Source organism: Mucilaginibacter jinjuensis, from assembly GCF_028596025.1.
Taxonomy (GTDB): domain Bacteria; phylum Bacteroidota; class Bacteroidia; order Sphingobacteriales; family Sphingobacteriaceae; genus Mucilaginibacter; species Mucilaginibacter jinjuensis.
The window spans coordinates 4048107-4064361 of sequence record NZ_CP117167.1; the positions used below are offsets into that span (position 1 = coordinate 4048107).

The 16255-nt window shown below is 41.3% G+C and carries 12 protein-coding genes and 1 tRNA gene; 4 read left to right on the plus strand and 9 right to left on the minus strand.

Features of this window, described 5'->3' with window-relative positions; all coding sequences use genetic code 11:
- Positions 1–131: 131 nt before the first annotated feature.
- Together PQO05_RS17670 and PQO05_RS17675 are read left to right on the plus strand one after the other, a co-directional pair.
- Complete coding sequence (locus tag PQO05_RS17670) at positions 132–920, plus strand: glycosyltransferase (protein ID WP_273628758.1); 789 nt, start codon at positions 132–134, stop codon at positions 918–920.
- 69 nt (positions 921–989) lie between these two features.
- Positions 990–1766 (plus strand): glycosyltransferase, encoded by a 777-nt coding sequence (locus PQO05_RS17675; RefSeq protein WP_273628759.1) that lies wholly within the window; start codon positions 990–992, stop codon positions 1764–1766.
- Positions 1767–1777: 11 nt separating this feature from the next.
- Here PQO05_RS17675 and PQO05_RS17680 read toward each other — a convergent pair whose 3' ends face one another.
- The 7 genes from PQO05_RS17680 to PQO05_RS17710 all read right to left on the minus strand — a co-directional run bounded on the left by PQO05_RS17680 (position 1778) and on the right by PQO05_RS17710 (position 10881).
- Complete coding sequence (locus tag PQO05_RS17680) at positions 1778–2983, minus strand: glycosyltransferase (RefSeq protein ID WP_273628760.1); 1206 nt, start codon at positions 2981–2983, stop codon at positions 1778–1780.
- Positions 2984–3004: 21 nt separating this feature from the next.
- Positions 3005–4528 carry an O-antigen ligase family protein gene (locus tag PQO05_RS17685; protein ID WP_273628761.1) on the minus strand — a complete coding sequence of 508 codons (1524 nt, stop codon included), beginning with the start codon at positions 4526–4528 and terminating at the stop codon, positions 3005–3007.
- Positions 4529–4678 carry a hypothetical protein gene (locus tag PQO05_RS17690; protein WP_273628762.1) on the minus strand — a complete coding sequence of 50 codons (150 nt, stop codon included), beginning with the start codon at positions 4676–4678 and terminating at the stop codon, positions 4529–4531.
- Complete coding sequence (locus tag PQO05_RS17695) at positions 4668–5852, minus strand: glycosyltransferase (protein ID WP_273628763.1); 1185 nt, start codon at positions 5850–5852, stop codon at positions 4668–4670. Before PQO05_RS17695 ends, PQO05_RS17690 begins: the two co-directional genes overlap by 11 nt.
- Before the next feature lie 8 nt (positions 5853–5860).
- Positions 5861–8026: a GumC family protein gene (locus PQO05_RS17700; RefSeq protein ID WP_273628764.1), complete on the minus strand. Its 2166-nt coding sequence runs from the start codon at positions 8024–8026 to the stop codon at positions 5861–5863.
- Positions 8026–8739 carry a TolC family protein gene (locus tag PQO05_RS17705; protein WP_273628765.1) on the minus strand — a complete coding sequence of 238 codons (714 nt, stop codon included), beginning with the start codon at positions 8737–8739 and terminating at the stop codon, positions 8026–8028. Before PQO05_RS17705 ends, PQO05_RS17700 begins: the two co-directional genes overlap by 1 nt.
- Positions 8740–8928: 189 nt before the next feature.
- Positions 8929–10881, minus strand: a complete 1953-nt coding sequence (locus PQO05_RS17710; RefSeq protein ID WP_273628766.1) for a polysaccharide biosynthesis protein — start codon at positions 10879–10881, stop codon at positions 8929–8931.
- 515 nt (positions 10882–11396) lie between these two features.
- Here PQO05_RS17710 and PQO05_RS17715 point away from each other — a divergent pair.
- Together PQO05_RS17715 and PQO05_RS17720 are read left to right on the plus strand one after the other, a co-directional pair.
- Positions 11397–11470 (plus strand) — tRNA-Pro (locus PQO05_RS17715).
- 325 nt (positions 11471–11795) lie between these two features.
- Complete coding sequence (locus PQO05_RS17720) at positions 11796–12581, plus strand: alpha/beta fold hydrolase (protein ID WP_273628767.1); 786 nt, start codon at positions 11796–11798, stop codon at positions 12579–12581.
- A gap of 101 nt (positions 12582–12682) precedes the next feature.
- Here the strand turns inward: PQO05_RS17720 and PQO05_RS17725 are convergent, their stop codons facing one another.
- The gene (locus tag PQO05_RS17725) at positions 12683–13543 is read right to left on the minus strand and encodes a metallophosphoesterase family protein (RefSeq protein WP_273628768.1); all 861 of its coding nucleotides are present in this window, start codon (positions 13541–13543) and stop codon (positions 12683–12685) included.
- 26 nt (positions 13544–13569) lie between these two features.
- Positions 13570–16086 (minus strand): phosphocholine-specific phospholipase C, encoded by a 2517-nt coding sequence (locus tag PQO05_RS17730; protein ID WP_273628769.1) that lies wholly within the window; start codon positions 16084–16086, stop codon positions 13570–13572.
- Positions 16087–16255 lie beyond the last annotated feature (169 nt).

The window sequence follows — 16255 nt, forward strand, 5'->3', positions numbered from 1 at the left end:
GACAGGAAATGTTTGTTTTTTATAGCACTAATTACTTTCGACCACATCTTTATCGTTGAAATATTCGTAAACAAGGTTACTTAAAATAATCTATTTTATTAGATATTAGCATAAATTAAGGACCTTTATAAATGGCTCAACTGCATTTTCCCGAAGTTACTTTACTTATTACCCATTACAACCGTAGCCGTTCGCTCGAGCGCCTGCTTAAAACCTTTGCCGATCTGCAATTTACATTTGGCGGTATTGTAGTATCTGACGATGGCAGCAAGCCCGAACATGTCGACTACATTAAAGGTTTACATGAGCAATATCAGTTTACTTTGGTAACCACGCCTAAAAATAAAGGCTTGGGTAACAACATTAACAAAGGCCAGGATGCAGTTACCACCCCATACACCTTGTATGTGCAGGAAGATTTTGAACCCCAGGCCATTTTTGCCGAACATTTTATAGATGCACTTAACTTTTTTAAGGCCGATGCCACTTTAGACATCGCGCGCTTTTATGCTTACTTCTCTTATCCTTATACGAAATCTTACGGGAAAGGATTTTCGGAAATGTTATTTAAACCTTCACCTGTTTATGGTAACCACCTTAAATTCTATGTTTATAGCGATCACCCGCATTTAAGGAGGAGCAATTTCCTGGAAAAATTTGGCCGCTACCCCGAGGGCGTTAAAGGAGACTTGACAGAATTCAGGATGGCGGCGTCATTTATTCAGAATAAAGGCCGGGGTTTGTTTTATGATGAGTATACTACACTATTCCATCAAAAAAACTCATCGGATGAGCCAAGTACGATGGGCCGTGCCAGCTGGCGCGAAAGTAAAAACCCGATAGCATTGGCAGCGCGTTATGCTTATCTTCGATACAAATTATTGAAATGGACCTACGAGGTTCTGTATAAAAAACATTAATCGGCCCGAACCTTCAGATATTATTATCCGTATTTATTGTTATAAGCTTTTACTCATACCCTTGTTTCTATGGCGCAGCAGTTTAATGCAGTCACCCTTTTAATTACACACTACAACCGCAGCCAGTCGCTCGAACGTTTGTTGCTGGCATTTGCAGCTCAGGATATTAGTTTCGGCGGCATTGTAGTGTCTGACGATGGCAGCAAGCCCGAGCATCAGGAATATCTGCAATCCATAAAAGATAAATACGGTTTTAATTTGGTTACTACGCCCAAAAACAAAGGTTTAGGTAACAACATCAATAAAGGTCAGGACGCCGTAACCACGCCCTATACATTATACGTTCAGGAAGATTTTGATCCGTTTCCGGGTTATGGCAAGCACTTGGCCGACGCTTTATCTATTATGGAAAAACGTAAGGAGATGGATATTGTACGCTTTTACGCCTACTTTAAATACCCTTATCTGAAACCATATCGCGATGGTTATTCTGAAATGGATTTTAAGATCTGGTATCCCGGCTATCGCAAATTTCATTGCTATAGCGATCACCCACACTTACGCCGCACTACTTTCTTTGAGAAATTTGGCCGCTATGCCGAAGGTTTAAAAGGCGACCGTACCGAGTTTTTAATGGCACTTTCTTTCCTGAAACACAAAGGCAAAGGCATGTTTTACGAAGACTATAAAGGCTTGTTCGACCAGATCAACACCGATGCAGAACCAAGCACCATGACCTTAACCCGCAGCGATTTCCGCCAAAGCACTAATCCGTTTATTGCATTTGCACGGGCTATCTATCGTAACGTAAAACATACTTACGAGTTGATAACTTTTAAGAAATAGTTTGATAATAATTAAGAGCGATCAGCATTAATAGCCGCATAAATGGCCTTCGCATTGTTTTCCCAGGTATGGCCGGATGCAAAATCAATACGGGCTTGTTGTAATTCGGGCGTATTTTCTTCCAGCGCTTTAGTAATGATGGGGATGTATTCGTTTTTATCTTTTGCTAGATAAACAAACTCGCTAAATACACTCATAGCCTCAGTATGCGATGCTACAGTAGGTTTACCCATGGCCAGGTATTCATCTATCTTACGCGGATAATTACCAATAGTTACCTCATTGATAACCTGCGGATTAATACATACATCAAAACCAGCGATATAAGCAGGCAACAGATCTGAGGTTTTGCTCCCTAAAAAATGAACATTAGGGTAGTCATGCAGCTTGCTGGCAGTAAATTCCCTGTCCTCCGGCCCCACTAAAACCAGTTGCCATTCGGGCTTGGTTTGAGCAATATGTTCTAACAGCTCAATATCCAACCTGATGCTTTGCAGCGCACCTACGTAACCTATAATCGGGCCTTTAATCTTTACCAGGTCTTCGGGTATAAAAGCGTTGTCAAAGCCGGTAAACATATTCAAGTCGCAGCCCTGGCCAACGTAGTATGAATTGGGGTTATATTTTTTGCAGTAATTAGCCAGGTAACTCGAGTTGGCTACACATACGTCGCTTTTGGCTATTAACAAAGGTTCCAGGCGTGTGCCGTGGTATTTCCAATATTCAACAGCCACCATATTATCCCTGCTGTAATAAACGCTTACAGCAGGCTTTAAAAGTTCCGGCAGGTAAAAGCACCTGAAAATATCATTATCGTTAAACAGGATGAAATCCTTAAAGCCCAGTTTATTTGCAGCCCTTAAAATAGATGCAGCAAAACGTTTGTTATTGATCTTATTTAAAACAGTATGCAGGCTGATGTTAGTGATCCAGTTGATGGATTCGATCATTTCATCCGGGTAAAGGTTCCAGATGTTGTCGCTAATTTTGATGAGGCCATCGGTACGGCCCTTAACTACATCTATACGTTTTTTAACTTTTGCTTCGTTTTTGTTTTTGAGGTAAACGGCACGGTCCAAAGGCGAATTAACATACAGTACACGATTATTTTTGCTGAACTCTTCGGCCAGGTTTTTACAATTACTGCCTATCTCAACATCCCATGGTTGCTGCCCAACTATAATAATATCCCTGTTGATGATAGTTTCTTTGTTCATTTCTTCGAATCGCTCTCTCGTTTATACGGTTGCTTCGGCTAATTGTTTACTTTGCTTTAACTGCAGTTCGTCATCAAGGCGTTTGGTAATATTTGTTAACGCCACAAACATATAAAACAGGATGTTTGATGGGAACTGCACTAACGCCTCTTGCGGAAAGTTAGCCACATTGTATGTGAATACAACCAACGCAGCTATCAAACAATACGTTTTTAACTCCGGGTCTTTAATGGCGTAAAAATTATTGATACCGTTTCGCATCATCACAAACATCATGGTGCAAAATATGATGAGCCCAATAGGTCCTTCCTCTACTGCAACACGGATATAACCGCTATCGGGCGCAAAATCACCCAAAAAAGAGCCAGGCGAAAACTTTTTACCCCATTCACCAACCGAACCTACGCCGCCACCCATCGGGTGCGATAAAATATAAGGCTGGATCCTTTTTTGGTTCTTCTTACGCACATTGTACGAGTCATCATTATTTGGCCTGAAAGCCGACTGGAAACGTACAATAGTTTGGTTGCCCGTAGGGAAGTTAATGAGTATGATAAAGAAGAAGGCAGCTATACACGAAAATATAAGCACCTTTTTATTGTAATTCAATATTGCAAACATAAAAAGCGCAGCAGGTAACAGTACGTTGGCACCCCGAGTTCCGGAGTATAGCATAGCCACAAAGCAGTATACGATGAGTAAACCGCATATTACTTTTTTCCAGGAGTCAAATTTCCCGAAAATGATGCATATAAACATGATACATGGCATAGCCATATTATAAGAGAATGAAACCGGATCTGAAAATATCGAATACTTACGCCAGTGCCCATTGATAAACAACAGGCTTATCATATCCGGCGTGTTCAAATAAGCCATTTCAGCATCAGAGAAACCGATATACTCTTGCTTATAGCACCATGTAGCAGCCAGAAATGCCAGCACCAACCAAAACTTATAAAGGTTTCTTATATCCTCGATAGTACGGATGTTATATAAGAATATAAAATACGTAAACTGCACAAACGCAACGGCACGCACCGTATAAACCCATACCAGGCGTGATGTTGCTGCCGGGTTGCCCACCTCTATAATGTTGTAAGCCAGCCAGATCAATATCATCACAGTTACGGGGCCTTTAAACAAAGCCCAGTTATTTTCACGCCTTTGTTTTACTGCGATGGTTACGAGCAATAGTAGCTGCAAGGCATCCATCAACGTTCCCAATGGCCCGGGCACACCGATGCGCATAAACTGGAAAAGGAAATAGGCCATGAATATCAAGAAGAAGGTGCCGAATTTGGCATAAACTATTACACAGTACACTAATGGCACCGCTACAGATATGGCTATTATAATACCCCCAAATGCCATGCCCGCCTGGGCAATCCCGAAACCTATAATAACGCCGATAACCGCAAGCATCAATAAACCGGTGCGGTTTTTTAGCTTTTCGACCATAATGATCCGGCTAAGCGCTGCGCGCCAGCTTCCTTTGCGCCTTCGCGCAGCCCCGTTAAGATCTATTACAGGATAATCGGCCACTTAAAAGAATAAGATTTTGAAAATTAACGTATACGTGCTCAGGCCGGCAACAACCAATGCTACAATACGGGTTACCTTATCAATTTTAGCCTGGGTTTCTGCCGCTATCTCTTCCGCACGGGTAACTTTTTCAGACGGATTAATTCTCATTATTAATTTCCTCCTCTGCTGCGCTGTTATAATAATGCGTGGTAGCTACAGAATGTTTGTTAGCCTTACGAACTTTTAACAACGACAGTACCTGGTAAAAGATAAACTTAGGGATATTAACCAGCGACTGGTAAATACGCTTATCGGTATCCGACTTAGCCAGTGCAAGGTAAAAGCCCAACACAAATATGATAAAGGCCAGTAGCCATATAATAACCGCCGTAGCGCTAATAAATACGTTAGCCACCATAAAAAACACTGAGAGGATCAGGAATATAAACAATGGCGGGCGCAGTAAGATTAAACCAAACACAAATTGGTTCCAACTGCCCTTAAACAACAGGCCAAAGCCCAGGCTAAAGTATTTAAACCAGGTATTGATCCAGCGCGAACGCTGTTTAACCAGCTGGTCGCTCTGTGTAGTTTTTTCATCGTACACAATGGCATGCTCTGCAAAGGCAATCCGTTGGTTACGGCTTAAAATAGCGTGTTGTAATACCTTATCAAAACCGGCACCGGTTACATCAAGATGTTCCAGGCAATCGCGGTATAATTGCGTAGTAAATGCCATGCCTGAACCAGCCAGCGTTGCCGACGAGCCTACGCCGAACAATATCTTACCATCATAGAAATGGTAGTAAATATCGCGCGCAGCATCCAAACGGGCATAAGTGGTATTTAGATTCTTGGCATCGCGTACCCCCTGTACAGCGTGGTAACCTGCCGCAAAATAAAGATCGAGCTGATTTAAGTATTCGGGATCAGTTAAGTTATCACTATCGATAATCGTTAAACGGCTGTGGGGGCGTTTAAAGCGGTTGATAGCATAAAAGTGCGAGCGTGTGTTACTGGCCAACGTTTCTTCGGGGCGAAGGATGATCACCCTTTCATCATCAAAATGCAGGCCCGATACATCGCATTTATCGGCCACTACATAAATCAAATAATTTTGATAGTTAAGCTTTAATAACGAACCTACAACATCAGGTATTGCAGTTACCTGTTCGTAAGCAGTTACAATAATGCCATAATCGGCATCGCCTTGTGTAAACAGATCGGTTGCCAGAGGCTTCTCCTTTTTAACCAGCGAAATTAAATACAGTGCAAAAGGCAATACCAGATTGTAGCCAATAAGCACTTGCAACACAATCCAGATATAGTTTACAATAACCATAATACAAGCTATTTAACTTTAGTGGTATCAACTACTTGTTCGGGAGCAACCATGTTCATTACCCAGCCAATAAATTTATGACCGAATGTTTGCAGATATTCGAGGTTAAGCTGCTGAGGCTCCTTAAAGCTTTGTCCGGCCTCAAAAACGGTCAGTATCCTGTCGCTAAACAAGGTCCACTCTTTCGATTTGTTGAGCGTATCCAACGCAGACGATTCAACAATAATAATATCGAAAGCTTTTTTAAGCTCATCCAGTTTTTGCTCGATCGCGTTTTGCGGAGCAATCTCGAGCACAGAAATATCACCACCTTTATTACCTAAAACAGTAATGTTTGATGTGGTACGTAAGGTGCTCGCGGCCGCATCGCTCCTCAGGTAATCTTCCAGAAAAACCTTTGGTTTAATGGCTTCAGTAATGCCCGAATTGATAAAGTTGCCATCTATCAGCAATACATGTTTGTTGATGGCAGCAAAAGCATAAGCCAGGTTAATACTTAAATAAGTTTTCCCTTCACCACCTGTAATACTATTAATCAACAATATTTTATCGCTCTGCAGTTCTCCCTCTACCTCGAAACGGATAGATTGCAGCAGGTTACGAAACTGCCTTACATCGGCACTTTTATCCCTATCAGCCCAAACCTTATTCAGGTCTATCGATTTACTTTCTAACAGGTTTAAATAGCCGATAACCGGCACTTTAGTTTTATTAGCCAAATCGCGCGGTGCTTTCAGGCTGCTATCTAACAAGAACAACACAAAGAATACGGCGATACAGAACACAAAGCTGATAACGCCACTGATAATTACCAGCAGCATTTTTTTAGATGGCGCTGCCATACCCGGCATGGCGTTACTAACTTGTTTAAGCTGTGTTGTAAAGTTAGACTCCAGGCTTGTTTGATTGTATTTTTGCAGCACATCCAGATACTCCTGGCTGGCTACTGTAATAGCGCTCTCATCGCCTTGTACAACAGCCTCATGAGGCACCAACGTACGCAGGCGCTCATTCAAAGCATCGAGCTGGCTCTGTATCGATCCAATGCTGTTTTGCGCCAGCTGCTGCTGCACCTGCATGGTCAGCTTTTGCGTAATCAGGTTTTGCTTGGTGCTTAAAGGGTTGGTAATATACTTATCAGACGATTGGTTGATCTGACTGGCCAGCACCCTGCGTATAGAATCGATCTGCGTTTTATAATGTGGATCGAAGCCGCTTTGTACATATTTCTGATTGAGGGTTTGCAGTTGCGCGTTGGTATTTACGATGTTTTGATTAACCTTCACCATCGCACTCTCCATGTATTTACGATCGTTCGGGTCAAACTGCTTGTCGATGTTCTGGATAGCACCTTCGTAGGCAACAGCGTCTTTCTTGGCCTGATCTAACTTGGTTTCAAAGTCAGAGATCTGCCCGTATAAAGCCCTGGCCTGTTCGTTGAGGTTAAATACATGGTTTTGTATTTTGTACTGGCGCAGCGCATCCATACGCTTGGTCAGGCTATCTTGCTTTGCTTTGGCCAGGTTACCCAAAAAGCTAACTGCTTTACGCTGGTTATCTTTCAGCATGGTATTAAAATACTCGATTACCTCCTGGCAAAGTGTATTTACAATGGCCGCTGCAAGCTCTGGATTATCGGCATCCATTTGAACCTGTATAAAGTCGCTGTTATCGGCACGGTAAACAGTAAGATTTTTTAATATAGACTGATCATCGTAATGCATTGAACCCATCAGTTTGTATAAGCCTTGCTGATCAGGATCAAACAATGATAACTCCTGGCGCTTTTTATACATCTCGGTATAAACTTCTACCGCATGTTTTTTGGCCGTTTCATTTAAGCTCTCCATTATCTTAGAGGGCTTCCGGTAAGGCGATTTGCTCGTTAGGTCATGAATCATGATCTGGTACGAAACCTGGTCGAGCATTTTCTTTGACCGCGTAATAGCAATGAGGTTATTAAATTGCTGGTTAATTTGAGCCTCCTGCTGTATCTCCTGGGTAAGCGACTGTTTAGTCTGGTCAACTATCCCGGTTGCTATTTCTGCTTGGGAGGTATAAGTATCGGGCTGGTTACGCACCAAAAAATAGGTGATAATAACAGCCACTAATGGAATGATGACAAGGGTATATTTATGTTTACCCAGTAATGTTATAAAGCCTTTTATTTCCATTATTTAATACTTTCAAGTGGTTGTCCCAGTAATTCTTCCAGGTCGGCACGGGCCGTTAATAAAGCTGCTTCGGCCTGTATACGGGTTTGGTTATGATCGGCATAGCTCACCTGCGCTTTATTGTAATTATCATAAGTTTCCTCCCCTTTCTCAAACTTGTACCTGATACTTTTTGCAATCTCTTCTGCATCCTGGGCTGCCTGTACCTGGATTTTTAGTGCGGCCATACCCAGTAAGTAAGCATAATAACGCTTTTTTACCTCCGTAGTTAATGTCAGAAAATATTCGTCACGATCATTGTTGGCTATCATTAACTCCTGCTTGGCTACTTTGCTTGCATAAGGTTTCTCCAGGTAGTTACCCAGGTTAAAAAACAGGCCAACCTGTATGCCGTTAAAATAGCTGTAATTAGAACCAGTTGTTGCAGTACCAGGCGTGGTATTAACAATAGTTGAACTATGCGGTTGGTAAACGTACGAGAATGTGAACGCATCGAGATAGGAAGCCTTTGCCTTCCCGATATTTTGCTGGGCTATTTCAATATGGTTCTGATAGCTCTTTACCCTTGGATAATTAGTTTTAGCTGTAGCAATGAGTTTGTTTAGATAGGCTGTATCAACATCCTGGATAATGGACGATTGTGCTTTGAGCGGCCGGCTAACAGATAATAAGGCGATAACAGATAGTAATATATAAATGGGTATCTTTTTCATTAACGAGCAAGTCATCTTCATTAAGCATTGTGCTTATAAGCGTCTAAATTATACAAATCATTTCATACGCCAAATAGCATAAGCTATATGAATATACAAGTTTACGATGTGTATTATGAAAAAGTTTTGCGAAGTAATAAAATAATTAAACTGAATAGAAGCCAGATAGCACTAAACAAAAATAGCCAGTTAATTACTGGCCAATTCTGTCTTAAAATCCAGTGATTCGAACACCGAATTATTGCTTTTAAATTCAGGAACAATTTCTTTCATTTTAGAAACTGTTTTGTTTGTATTACCTGTAGCAGCTGTTTGAATCAGGTCGTCAACTTGTTTAACAACCCTTTCGAAGGCATATTCCCTAACCTTGGCAACCATTATTTTATGATGGTGTGTAGGCATCGTGTTTTCATGGTCGTTTAACAACTCTTCGTATAGCTTTTCGCCCGGCCTTAAACCTGTAAATTCAATTGCAATATCCTGGTTAGGAATCAAGCCCGAGAGCCTGATCATTTTTTTAGCCAGTTCAACAATTTTTACAGATTTACCCATGTCGAAAATGAAGATCTCGCCCCCGTTACCCATCGATCCTGCCTCCAAAACTAAGCGGCAAGCTTCTGGTATGGTCATAAAATAACGTGTAATCTCGGGGTGGGTTACGGTTATTGGGCCGCCCTTTTCAATCTGTGCCTTAAACCTTGGTATTACAGAGCCATTTGAGCCCAGCACATTGCCAAAGCGGGTTGTGATAAATTTGGTAAGCTCTTTTCTTCTATTGTAGTTAAGATGGCTCAGGCCGTTTTCATAGATAATATTATGTTCTGAAAACGAATTATATAACGCCTGTACATAAATTTCGGCAATACGTTTCGATGCACCCATGATATTAGTTGGGTTTACCGCTTTATCTGTTGATACCATCACAAATTTCTGCACACCATATTGAACAGAAAGATTAGCCATAATTTTAGTACCCAATATATTTGTGCGAATGGCTTCTGAAGGATTATGTTCCATCAAAGGCACATGCTTGTAGGCTGCTGCATGGTATACATAATGTGGCTGGAATGTTTTGAACAACAGCTCCATCCGGCCTTTATCGCGCACATCACCAATAAATGAATGGATGATTTGATCTTCGCAGCACTCTTCAAGCTCTAACTGTAATTCGTGCAATGGAGATTCGGCCTGGTCGCTCAGGATAATCATTTGCGGGCCAAAGTTAATAAGCTGGCGCACAATCTCACTCCCGATAGAGCCGGCTGCACCGGTAACCACAATTCTTTTACCTTTTAGTTGTTCGGCTATTTTATCGTTATGGATTTCTATTGGCTCGCGCTCTAACAGGTTTTCAATTTTTATCTGCTGTATCTGGTTGGTATTAATATGACCGTTTATCCAGTTTGAAACCGGTGGTAATGTTAAAACCCTGATATTATGTTTTAAGCAAATGTCAACAATCTTATTCTTCCGTTCGGGGTTCAACCCGTTTATAGCGATAATAAGATCATCGATTTTTTCATGTACGTTGATAAATTTTTCGAAAGATGCTACAGGGCAAATTTTAATCCCTTCTATAATTTTGCCTTCTTTCCTAACATCATCATCCAAAAACGCAATAACAGTCATATTAACTGCTCCATCATGGTCCAGCGTTCTTTTTGCAGCCATACCCACCTCACCGGCACCGTAAATAATTACATGGCGTTTATCGATATTTAAATTCTTGATATATAAAAAGAAATACTTAATCAGTACACGGTAACTTACCAGCATTACAAAGCTGCATAAGCAGTTTATAACCAATACCTCATTAGAAATTGCAGCTTTAAAACTATAGGCCATTAGCACCATATTGGTCATAAAAAATGCAAAATTGCTTATGCCGATTGACAGTACAATACGATGTGCATCCTGAAGACTCGTATAGCGGATAATACCGGCATAGGTCTTTACGCTCAGAAATACAATACAGTTTATAATAGAAAATATTAGAAGGTTTCTGCTGAATGCTGCGGTATCAATAGTATAGATATCAAAGTTATATCTGATAAAGTAAGCAAACCCAAGAGAGAACATGCAAATGATCATATCAAGGGAAAATATGATCCAACGCGGAACTATGTTTATTGATTGAAACATTAAGTAGATAGATATAGGTTAATCAAAAAAAATAATTTTTTTTTCAAATTTAAGATAAAATATTAGAAATCCCGCTTTTTAAAAACCTTAACAATTAGTTTACACGATGCGCCGACCCAATATTTACTTTCATATAAGTACGTAAGCTTTTGACAAGCTGATACATTGTGCCGATAATTCTTTTTTTAAAACAACCAATATTTTTTTAGTTGCCTCACATCTTGTCTCAATTTCTAAATAAAGAACAAAGCATTTATAATAACTAAATGTTAAATTTTGATAATTGTTTATCAAAACTTAACAAATATTTTTATTCATTAATAAAAACACCCCGTCATTACACTAAAGTTATTAATAATGGCTGCAATTAACCACAATACTATTTTACCACCAATGTTAAAACACCTATAAAAAGAGGGTGTTTTAACCCCCTTTTATAAGTACATCATCTATTCTATTTTTTTTGAAAAAAACTTTGTAAAAGTAATTTATAAGCTTACCTTTGCATTCCATTTCGGGATGTAGCGTAGCCCGGTATCGCGCCACATTTGGGATGTGGAGGCCGCAGGTTCGAATCCTGCCATCCCGACTTAAAGCGACATCAAAATAAAAAGCCCTTTCAAAACAATTTGAGAGGGCTTTTTGCTTTAACGGGCATTGACTTTAAACAGCTCACTGATTCAAATTATTGGCATTGCACTGTCCACATTGTATGAGCAAAAATTCCTTACCTATTAGGATGCCTCACCCTGTAAGATTTAATTTTTTAGAAGTTAAAAGAAAGCCGGACACTCTTAAGGAGCATGCGGGTTGAAATCAGAATGGCTTCTGGTTTGATAATTGACTGTAAACCTTAACATAAAGCAAACAAATTAAAGGGTGTGGGTATTTTATTAGACCTTACATCTTTTACTATGAAAATATTTGACCATGTTTCCGGTGATTATTTCACTTTTGGCGACAAACAAATTTATTACGAATTTCAGGGCAACCGGCAGGGGTCGTTGATCATGTTCTTGCATGGCGGTTTTGGCAGTGTGGAAGATTTTAAATCACTGACGCCTGCGTTGGCCGATGATTATTGCTTGCTCGGCATGGATAGCCCCGGGCACGGTAAATCTACATTGGGCTCTGAGCGCTTGAGTTATGCGCTGATCCAGGAATCGGCAGAAGCTTTATTATTACATCTAAAATTGGATAAGGTGATTTTGCTAGGCCTAAGCGATGGCGGAATCGCAGCTTATCACATGGCACACGCAGGTAAAATACACATAGATAAATTGGTGACGGTAGGATCCCGCTGGCATTTGGATGATGCCTTAGGCAGTGAGGAAATATTCAAAAAGATGTCGGCGACGAGCTGGAAAGAAAAATTTCCGCAAACTGTTGAACTTTATGAACGGTATAACCCTGCGCCTGATTTTGAAAACCTGTTTAAAAAGGTCGTAGCCATGTGGCTGGATAAACAACCTACCGGTTATCTGAATGAAACACTCAAAGATCTGATGATGCCTGTTTTGATTGCCAGAGGTGATGCCGACCACCTTACAGCCAGGAAAAGTTTAGCGGCACTGGCAGATCTGATAAAGAATGCGGCGCTGTTTAATATACCTTTTGCAGGCCATGTGGCTTTTGACGAACAAGCTGAGATTTTTCGACTTGGGTTAAAGCAGTTTTTGTTAAAAACAGACTGGAAATAACATAACTGCTGATTAGATTTATATAAAATCTGGCCAGGTTTAGCTTTTATAGAAAAAGGAAAAGCGGCCTGCATGTTTATGCAGGCCGCTTTTCCTTTTTCTTACATCAGCTTATTAGCGTTCAGCTTAGGGTTTTGGCTGGCGTTAACCTGATAGGTAGAGATTTGGTTGTCCTCTCCTACTTCAACAATGCGGTAACCTTTGTATTCGGTTCCCCAGTTACCGCCGAAGTGCGAATCGAACAGATGCGGAAATTTCTTATCACCGGTATACCTGATACCATCCAGGTTATGATCGTGGCCGTGGAAAGCGGCTTTAATATTAGGATAGCCATGCAGTAATTCAAGTGTTTCCGGGCATTCTACAAAGGTAGTTTTATCTTCAGGTACCCATTGATGCGGCGCTATGTGCAATATGGTAAATACAATGGCCTTACTCTTAAACTTCTCGAACGATGCTTTTAAGAACGCGTTATCCGGGCTTACATATTCGCCTTTGGTGTTGGCGGTGTTGGCAAATACCAGGCCTATGTCGCCATGCTCAGCAGTGTACTTATCTTCGTAGCCGAATACGTTTTTCCAAATCTTGCCATCGGCCCAGTCATGGTTACCGGGGATGGTATAATACTGTACAGCCAGTTTATCCAGGTAAGTTGTTTTTACTTTTGGTAACAGATCGGGGCGGTTGTGTACCAGGTCTCCATTAACAATTACAAAATCGAGGTGGTTATCCTGGTTCTCTTTATTCATCCAACCTATCATGTTGTGGTAAAAGGTATCCGAATCGGTATCCGGCTGTGCATAATGCCCGTCTGATACTAATGCAAAACGCAACTTAAACTTACCGGCTGCTTTGGCCGGTTTATATTCACTAGCGAAGGTATTGATGGCAGGCAATAAACTAATACCGGCTATACCGGCTGTTATGCCTGTTTTAATAAACGTGCGGCGACTGTTACTCATTTCTATTTATTAATGTGATCATCAAATTAAACAAGGCCGCCCATTAACGGGTCGGTTTTGGTTGGCATACCGGTTTCAACACGGCCTGCAAAACGCTCTTCAAAGGCTTCATAACCTTTCAGTTTCACGCTGAAATCATACCAGCTGTAATTCTTAGATAAATCCAATACCAATTTGGTTGTACCACCTGCGGCTACTACCTGGCTATGGCCTGCTGCTTTATAGCTATTATCGTTGATGTTAAATGTATGTGCCTTAGTATCGAGGTTAGTAATATTTATCACTACGTTACCGGTCAGCTTTGCAGCGTTTATTTTACCAGCCTCGTACTCGCAGCTAATTTTAACCAACGGATTGCTTTTGTTACCGGCAAACTCACGGTAAAAACCATTAGGGCCATAAACTTTAAGGTGATAAGCGTCATTCTCAAAATCACCTATCTGCCATTCATCTTTCAAGGTATCACCTGCGGCAGCGCTGTAATCCCAGGCACGTAACTCATCGTGCTGATATGGGTTAGCTGCATAAACCCTGAAAGGCGAACCCGAAGCCTTATTACCAAATACTTTATTACCGGCAGTAAAGGCTATTTCGTAAGCTTTTTTGTCTTTATTGAAATTGCCATTCACATGTAATTCATAAGGCAAAGCACAAGCCGGTTTAATCCCTTTTTCCTGTTTAGGGAAATATGGCGACTGGCTATGATCGGTATTGATCTGTGCTATTTCATCGGCAGATAATTTGCGGTAGTTTGATGGTGCCTGCTTAAACTGCGCCTGGTGAATGCCTTCTATAAACTGCTTCTTCTCTAAAAATACCGGGCCATCTATTTTTTCGCCATGATATGGGCGGAAAGCCGAAGTTAAATCGCCGCAAATGGTACGGCGCCATTGGGTAACGTTTTCTAACTTAACGTTCTTGTTGTATTTTTTTTCCAAAAACGTTTCAACAAACTGGATAGATGAGGTATGATCAAATACTTCAGAACATACATAACCACCACGTGTCCACGGCGAAGCAATGATCATCGGCACACGATAACCCAAACCTACCGGTCCTTCACGCAGGTTTGATTCCTGTGCTGATGGGTTAGTTTGCTGCTCCCGGGTTACGAAATCCAGTTTAGGGTCGATACCTGCTGATACTTTACCTGTGTGCTCTTTGTAAGGATTTGGTACAACATAAGGCGGCATGTGGTCGAAATAACCATCATTCTCATCATAAGTGATCACAAAAACGGTTTTCTTCCATACCTCCGGGTTTTGCAGTAAGATCTCCATTGCCTCACTAACATACCACGGGCCAAACCAGGGCTCGCCCGGGTGATCAGAGAAATGAGCCGGGGGCATCAGCCATGATACAGTTGGCAAAGTACCGTTCTTTACATCCTCCCTAAACTGGTGGAATATATCGCCTTTAGGTACATTCAATTTACGCGCAGTACCGTTATCATCATATTCTAATGATACCAGTTCGTGGTAATCAGGATCATTTGTATTGGTAGAGAATGCTTTGTTGTTCAGCTCCTGTTGATGTTTAGGCAGGTTGTCGAAATTCTCCTGTGTATATTTTGCCTGTGCAGCTTCGATATTGGCCAGCAGCTTTTTTGCGGCCGCTAAGCGGGTTACGGTTCTACCCTCTTGCGGTTGTTTTTCCAGATCGGCAATTTGTTGTAGTGTATTCTCTTTTTTAGATTGTAAGCCTGCAATACCGCCCGCATGCATACGCACATTATATTGTTTAAAGTACTCCAACACGTTTGTGCCGAAGTTGCTTAACCAGGCTTCCTGCTCCTGTTTTAAATCCTGCCCCATGGTTAGTTCATTTTGGTAAACTTTCCAGGTTACATCGTGCTCCTGCAGTTTTTCGGGGAAGGTAGTCCAGTTCAGTTCAGGATAGTTATAATTGTCGATGTTCCATAAATGCGCAATACCTTCTGGTTTGTTAGCTTCGCGCACGGTACCCGTCATCCAGTAATAGCGGTTGGGATGCGTACCAGTTATACTCGAGCAAAAGTTCTGGTCGCATACGGTAAAAGCATCAGCCAGCGAATAATAGAATGGAAAATCAGAACGGTCGCAGTAGCCCATCGTCAGCGGCATATCTGCATAGTTCTTGTTACGGGCCTTTTTTACATCCAGCCACCTGTCGTATTTACCGTTGTTCATGGCATCAGTCTGGTCGCTAAAGCCGTGAGGCAGCGAACCCATCCAGGCAATTTTGGTATCCTTTACATCCAGGTGGAATGGCCCGTATGTGTCGCCGTTTTTATTGGTTTGCAGCCAGACTTTGTTTTTATTAGGCAGATTAATAGCACGGGGATCATTATAACCACGTACGCCCTGCAAGTTTCCTAACTGGTGATCGAACGAGCGGTTTTCCTGCATCAGGAATACAATATGTTCGGCATCGTAAAAGGTACTACCCGGCTCTGGGTTAATAGCCAGCGCTTTTTGTATAACCGGCGGCAAGGCGCTGGTAACTGCAGCAGCGCCCGAAAGCAAGGCTGCTTTTTTGAGGAAATCTCTCCGTGAATCTAACATTTGATTGGGTCAGTTTTTTCAATAAGTATGCCCGCAAAGCTATTTTTTCAATGTTAACTTAACTTTAATTTGGGTTATGCTTCGGTTCTGTAATTGAAATGATACGAATTATGGTTGGTATGTAATATCTCACGGATAAATACATGTTACAACATCTATTTATAATTTA

Excerpts from the sequence above, each read along its gene's own strand:
- PQO05_RS17670 (WP_273628758.1), top strand. The coding sequence starts at position 132 with ATGGCTCAACTGCATTTTCCCGAAGTTACTTTACTTATTACCCATTAC.
- PQO05_RS17675 (WP_273628759.1), top strand. The coding sequence starts at position 990 with ATGGCGCAGCAGTTTAATGCAGTCACCCTTTTAATTACACACTACAAC.
- PQO05_RS17680 (WP_273628760.1), bottom strand. The coding sequence starts at position 2,983 with ATGAACAAAGAAACTATCATCAACAGGGATATTATTATAGTTGGGCAG.
- PQO05_RS17690 (WP_273628762.1), bottom strand. The coding sequence starts at position 4,678 with ATGAGAATTAATCCGTCTGAAAAAGTTACCCGTGCGGAAGAGATAGCG.
- PQO05_RS17695 (WP_273628763.1), bottom strand. The coding sequence starts at position 5,852 with ATGGTTATTGTAAACTATATCTGGATTGTGTTGCAAGTGCTTATTGGC.
- PQO05_RS17700 (WP_273628764.1), bottom strand. The coding sequence starts at position 8,026 with ATGGAAATAAAAGGCTTTATAACATTACTGGGTAAACATAAATATACC.
- PQO05_RS17705 (WP_273628765.1), bottom strand. The coding sequence starts at position 8,739 with ATGAAAAAGATACCCATTTATATATTACTATCTGTTATCGCCTTATTA.
- PQO05_RS17710 (WP_273628766.1), bottom strand. The coding sequence starts at position 10,881 with ATGTTTCAATCAATAAACATAGTTCCGCGTTGGATCATATTTTCCCTT.
- PQO05_RS17720 (WP_273628767.1), top strand. The coding sequence starts at position 11,796 with ATGAAAATATTTGACCATGTTTCCGGTGATTATTTCACTTTTGGCGAC.
- PQO05_RS17725 (WP_273628768.1), bottom strand. The coding sequence starts at position 13,543 with ATGAGTAACAGTCGCCGCACGTTTATTAAAACAGGCATAACAGCCGGT.
- PQO05_RS17730 (WP_273628769.1), bottom strand. The coding sequence starts at position 16,086 with ATGTTAGATTCACGGAGAGATTTCCTCAAAAAAGCAGCCTTGCTTTCG.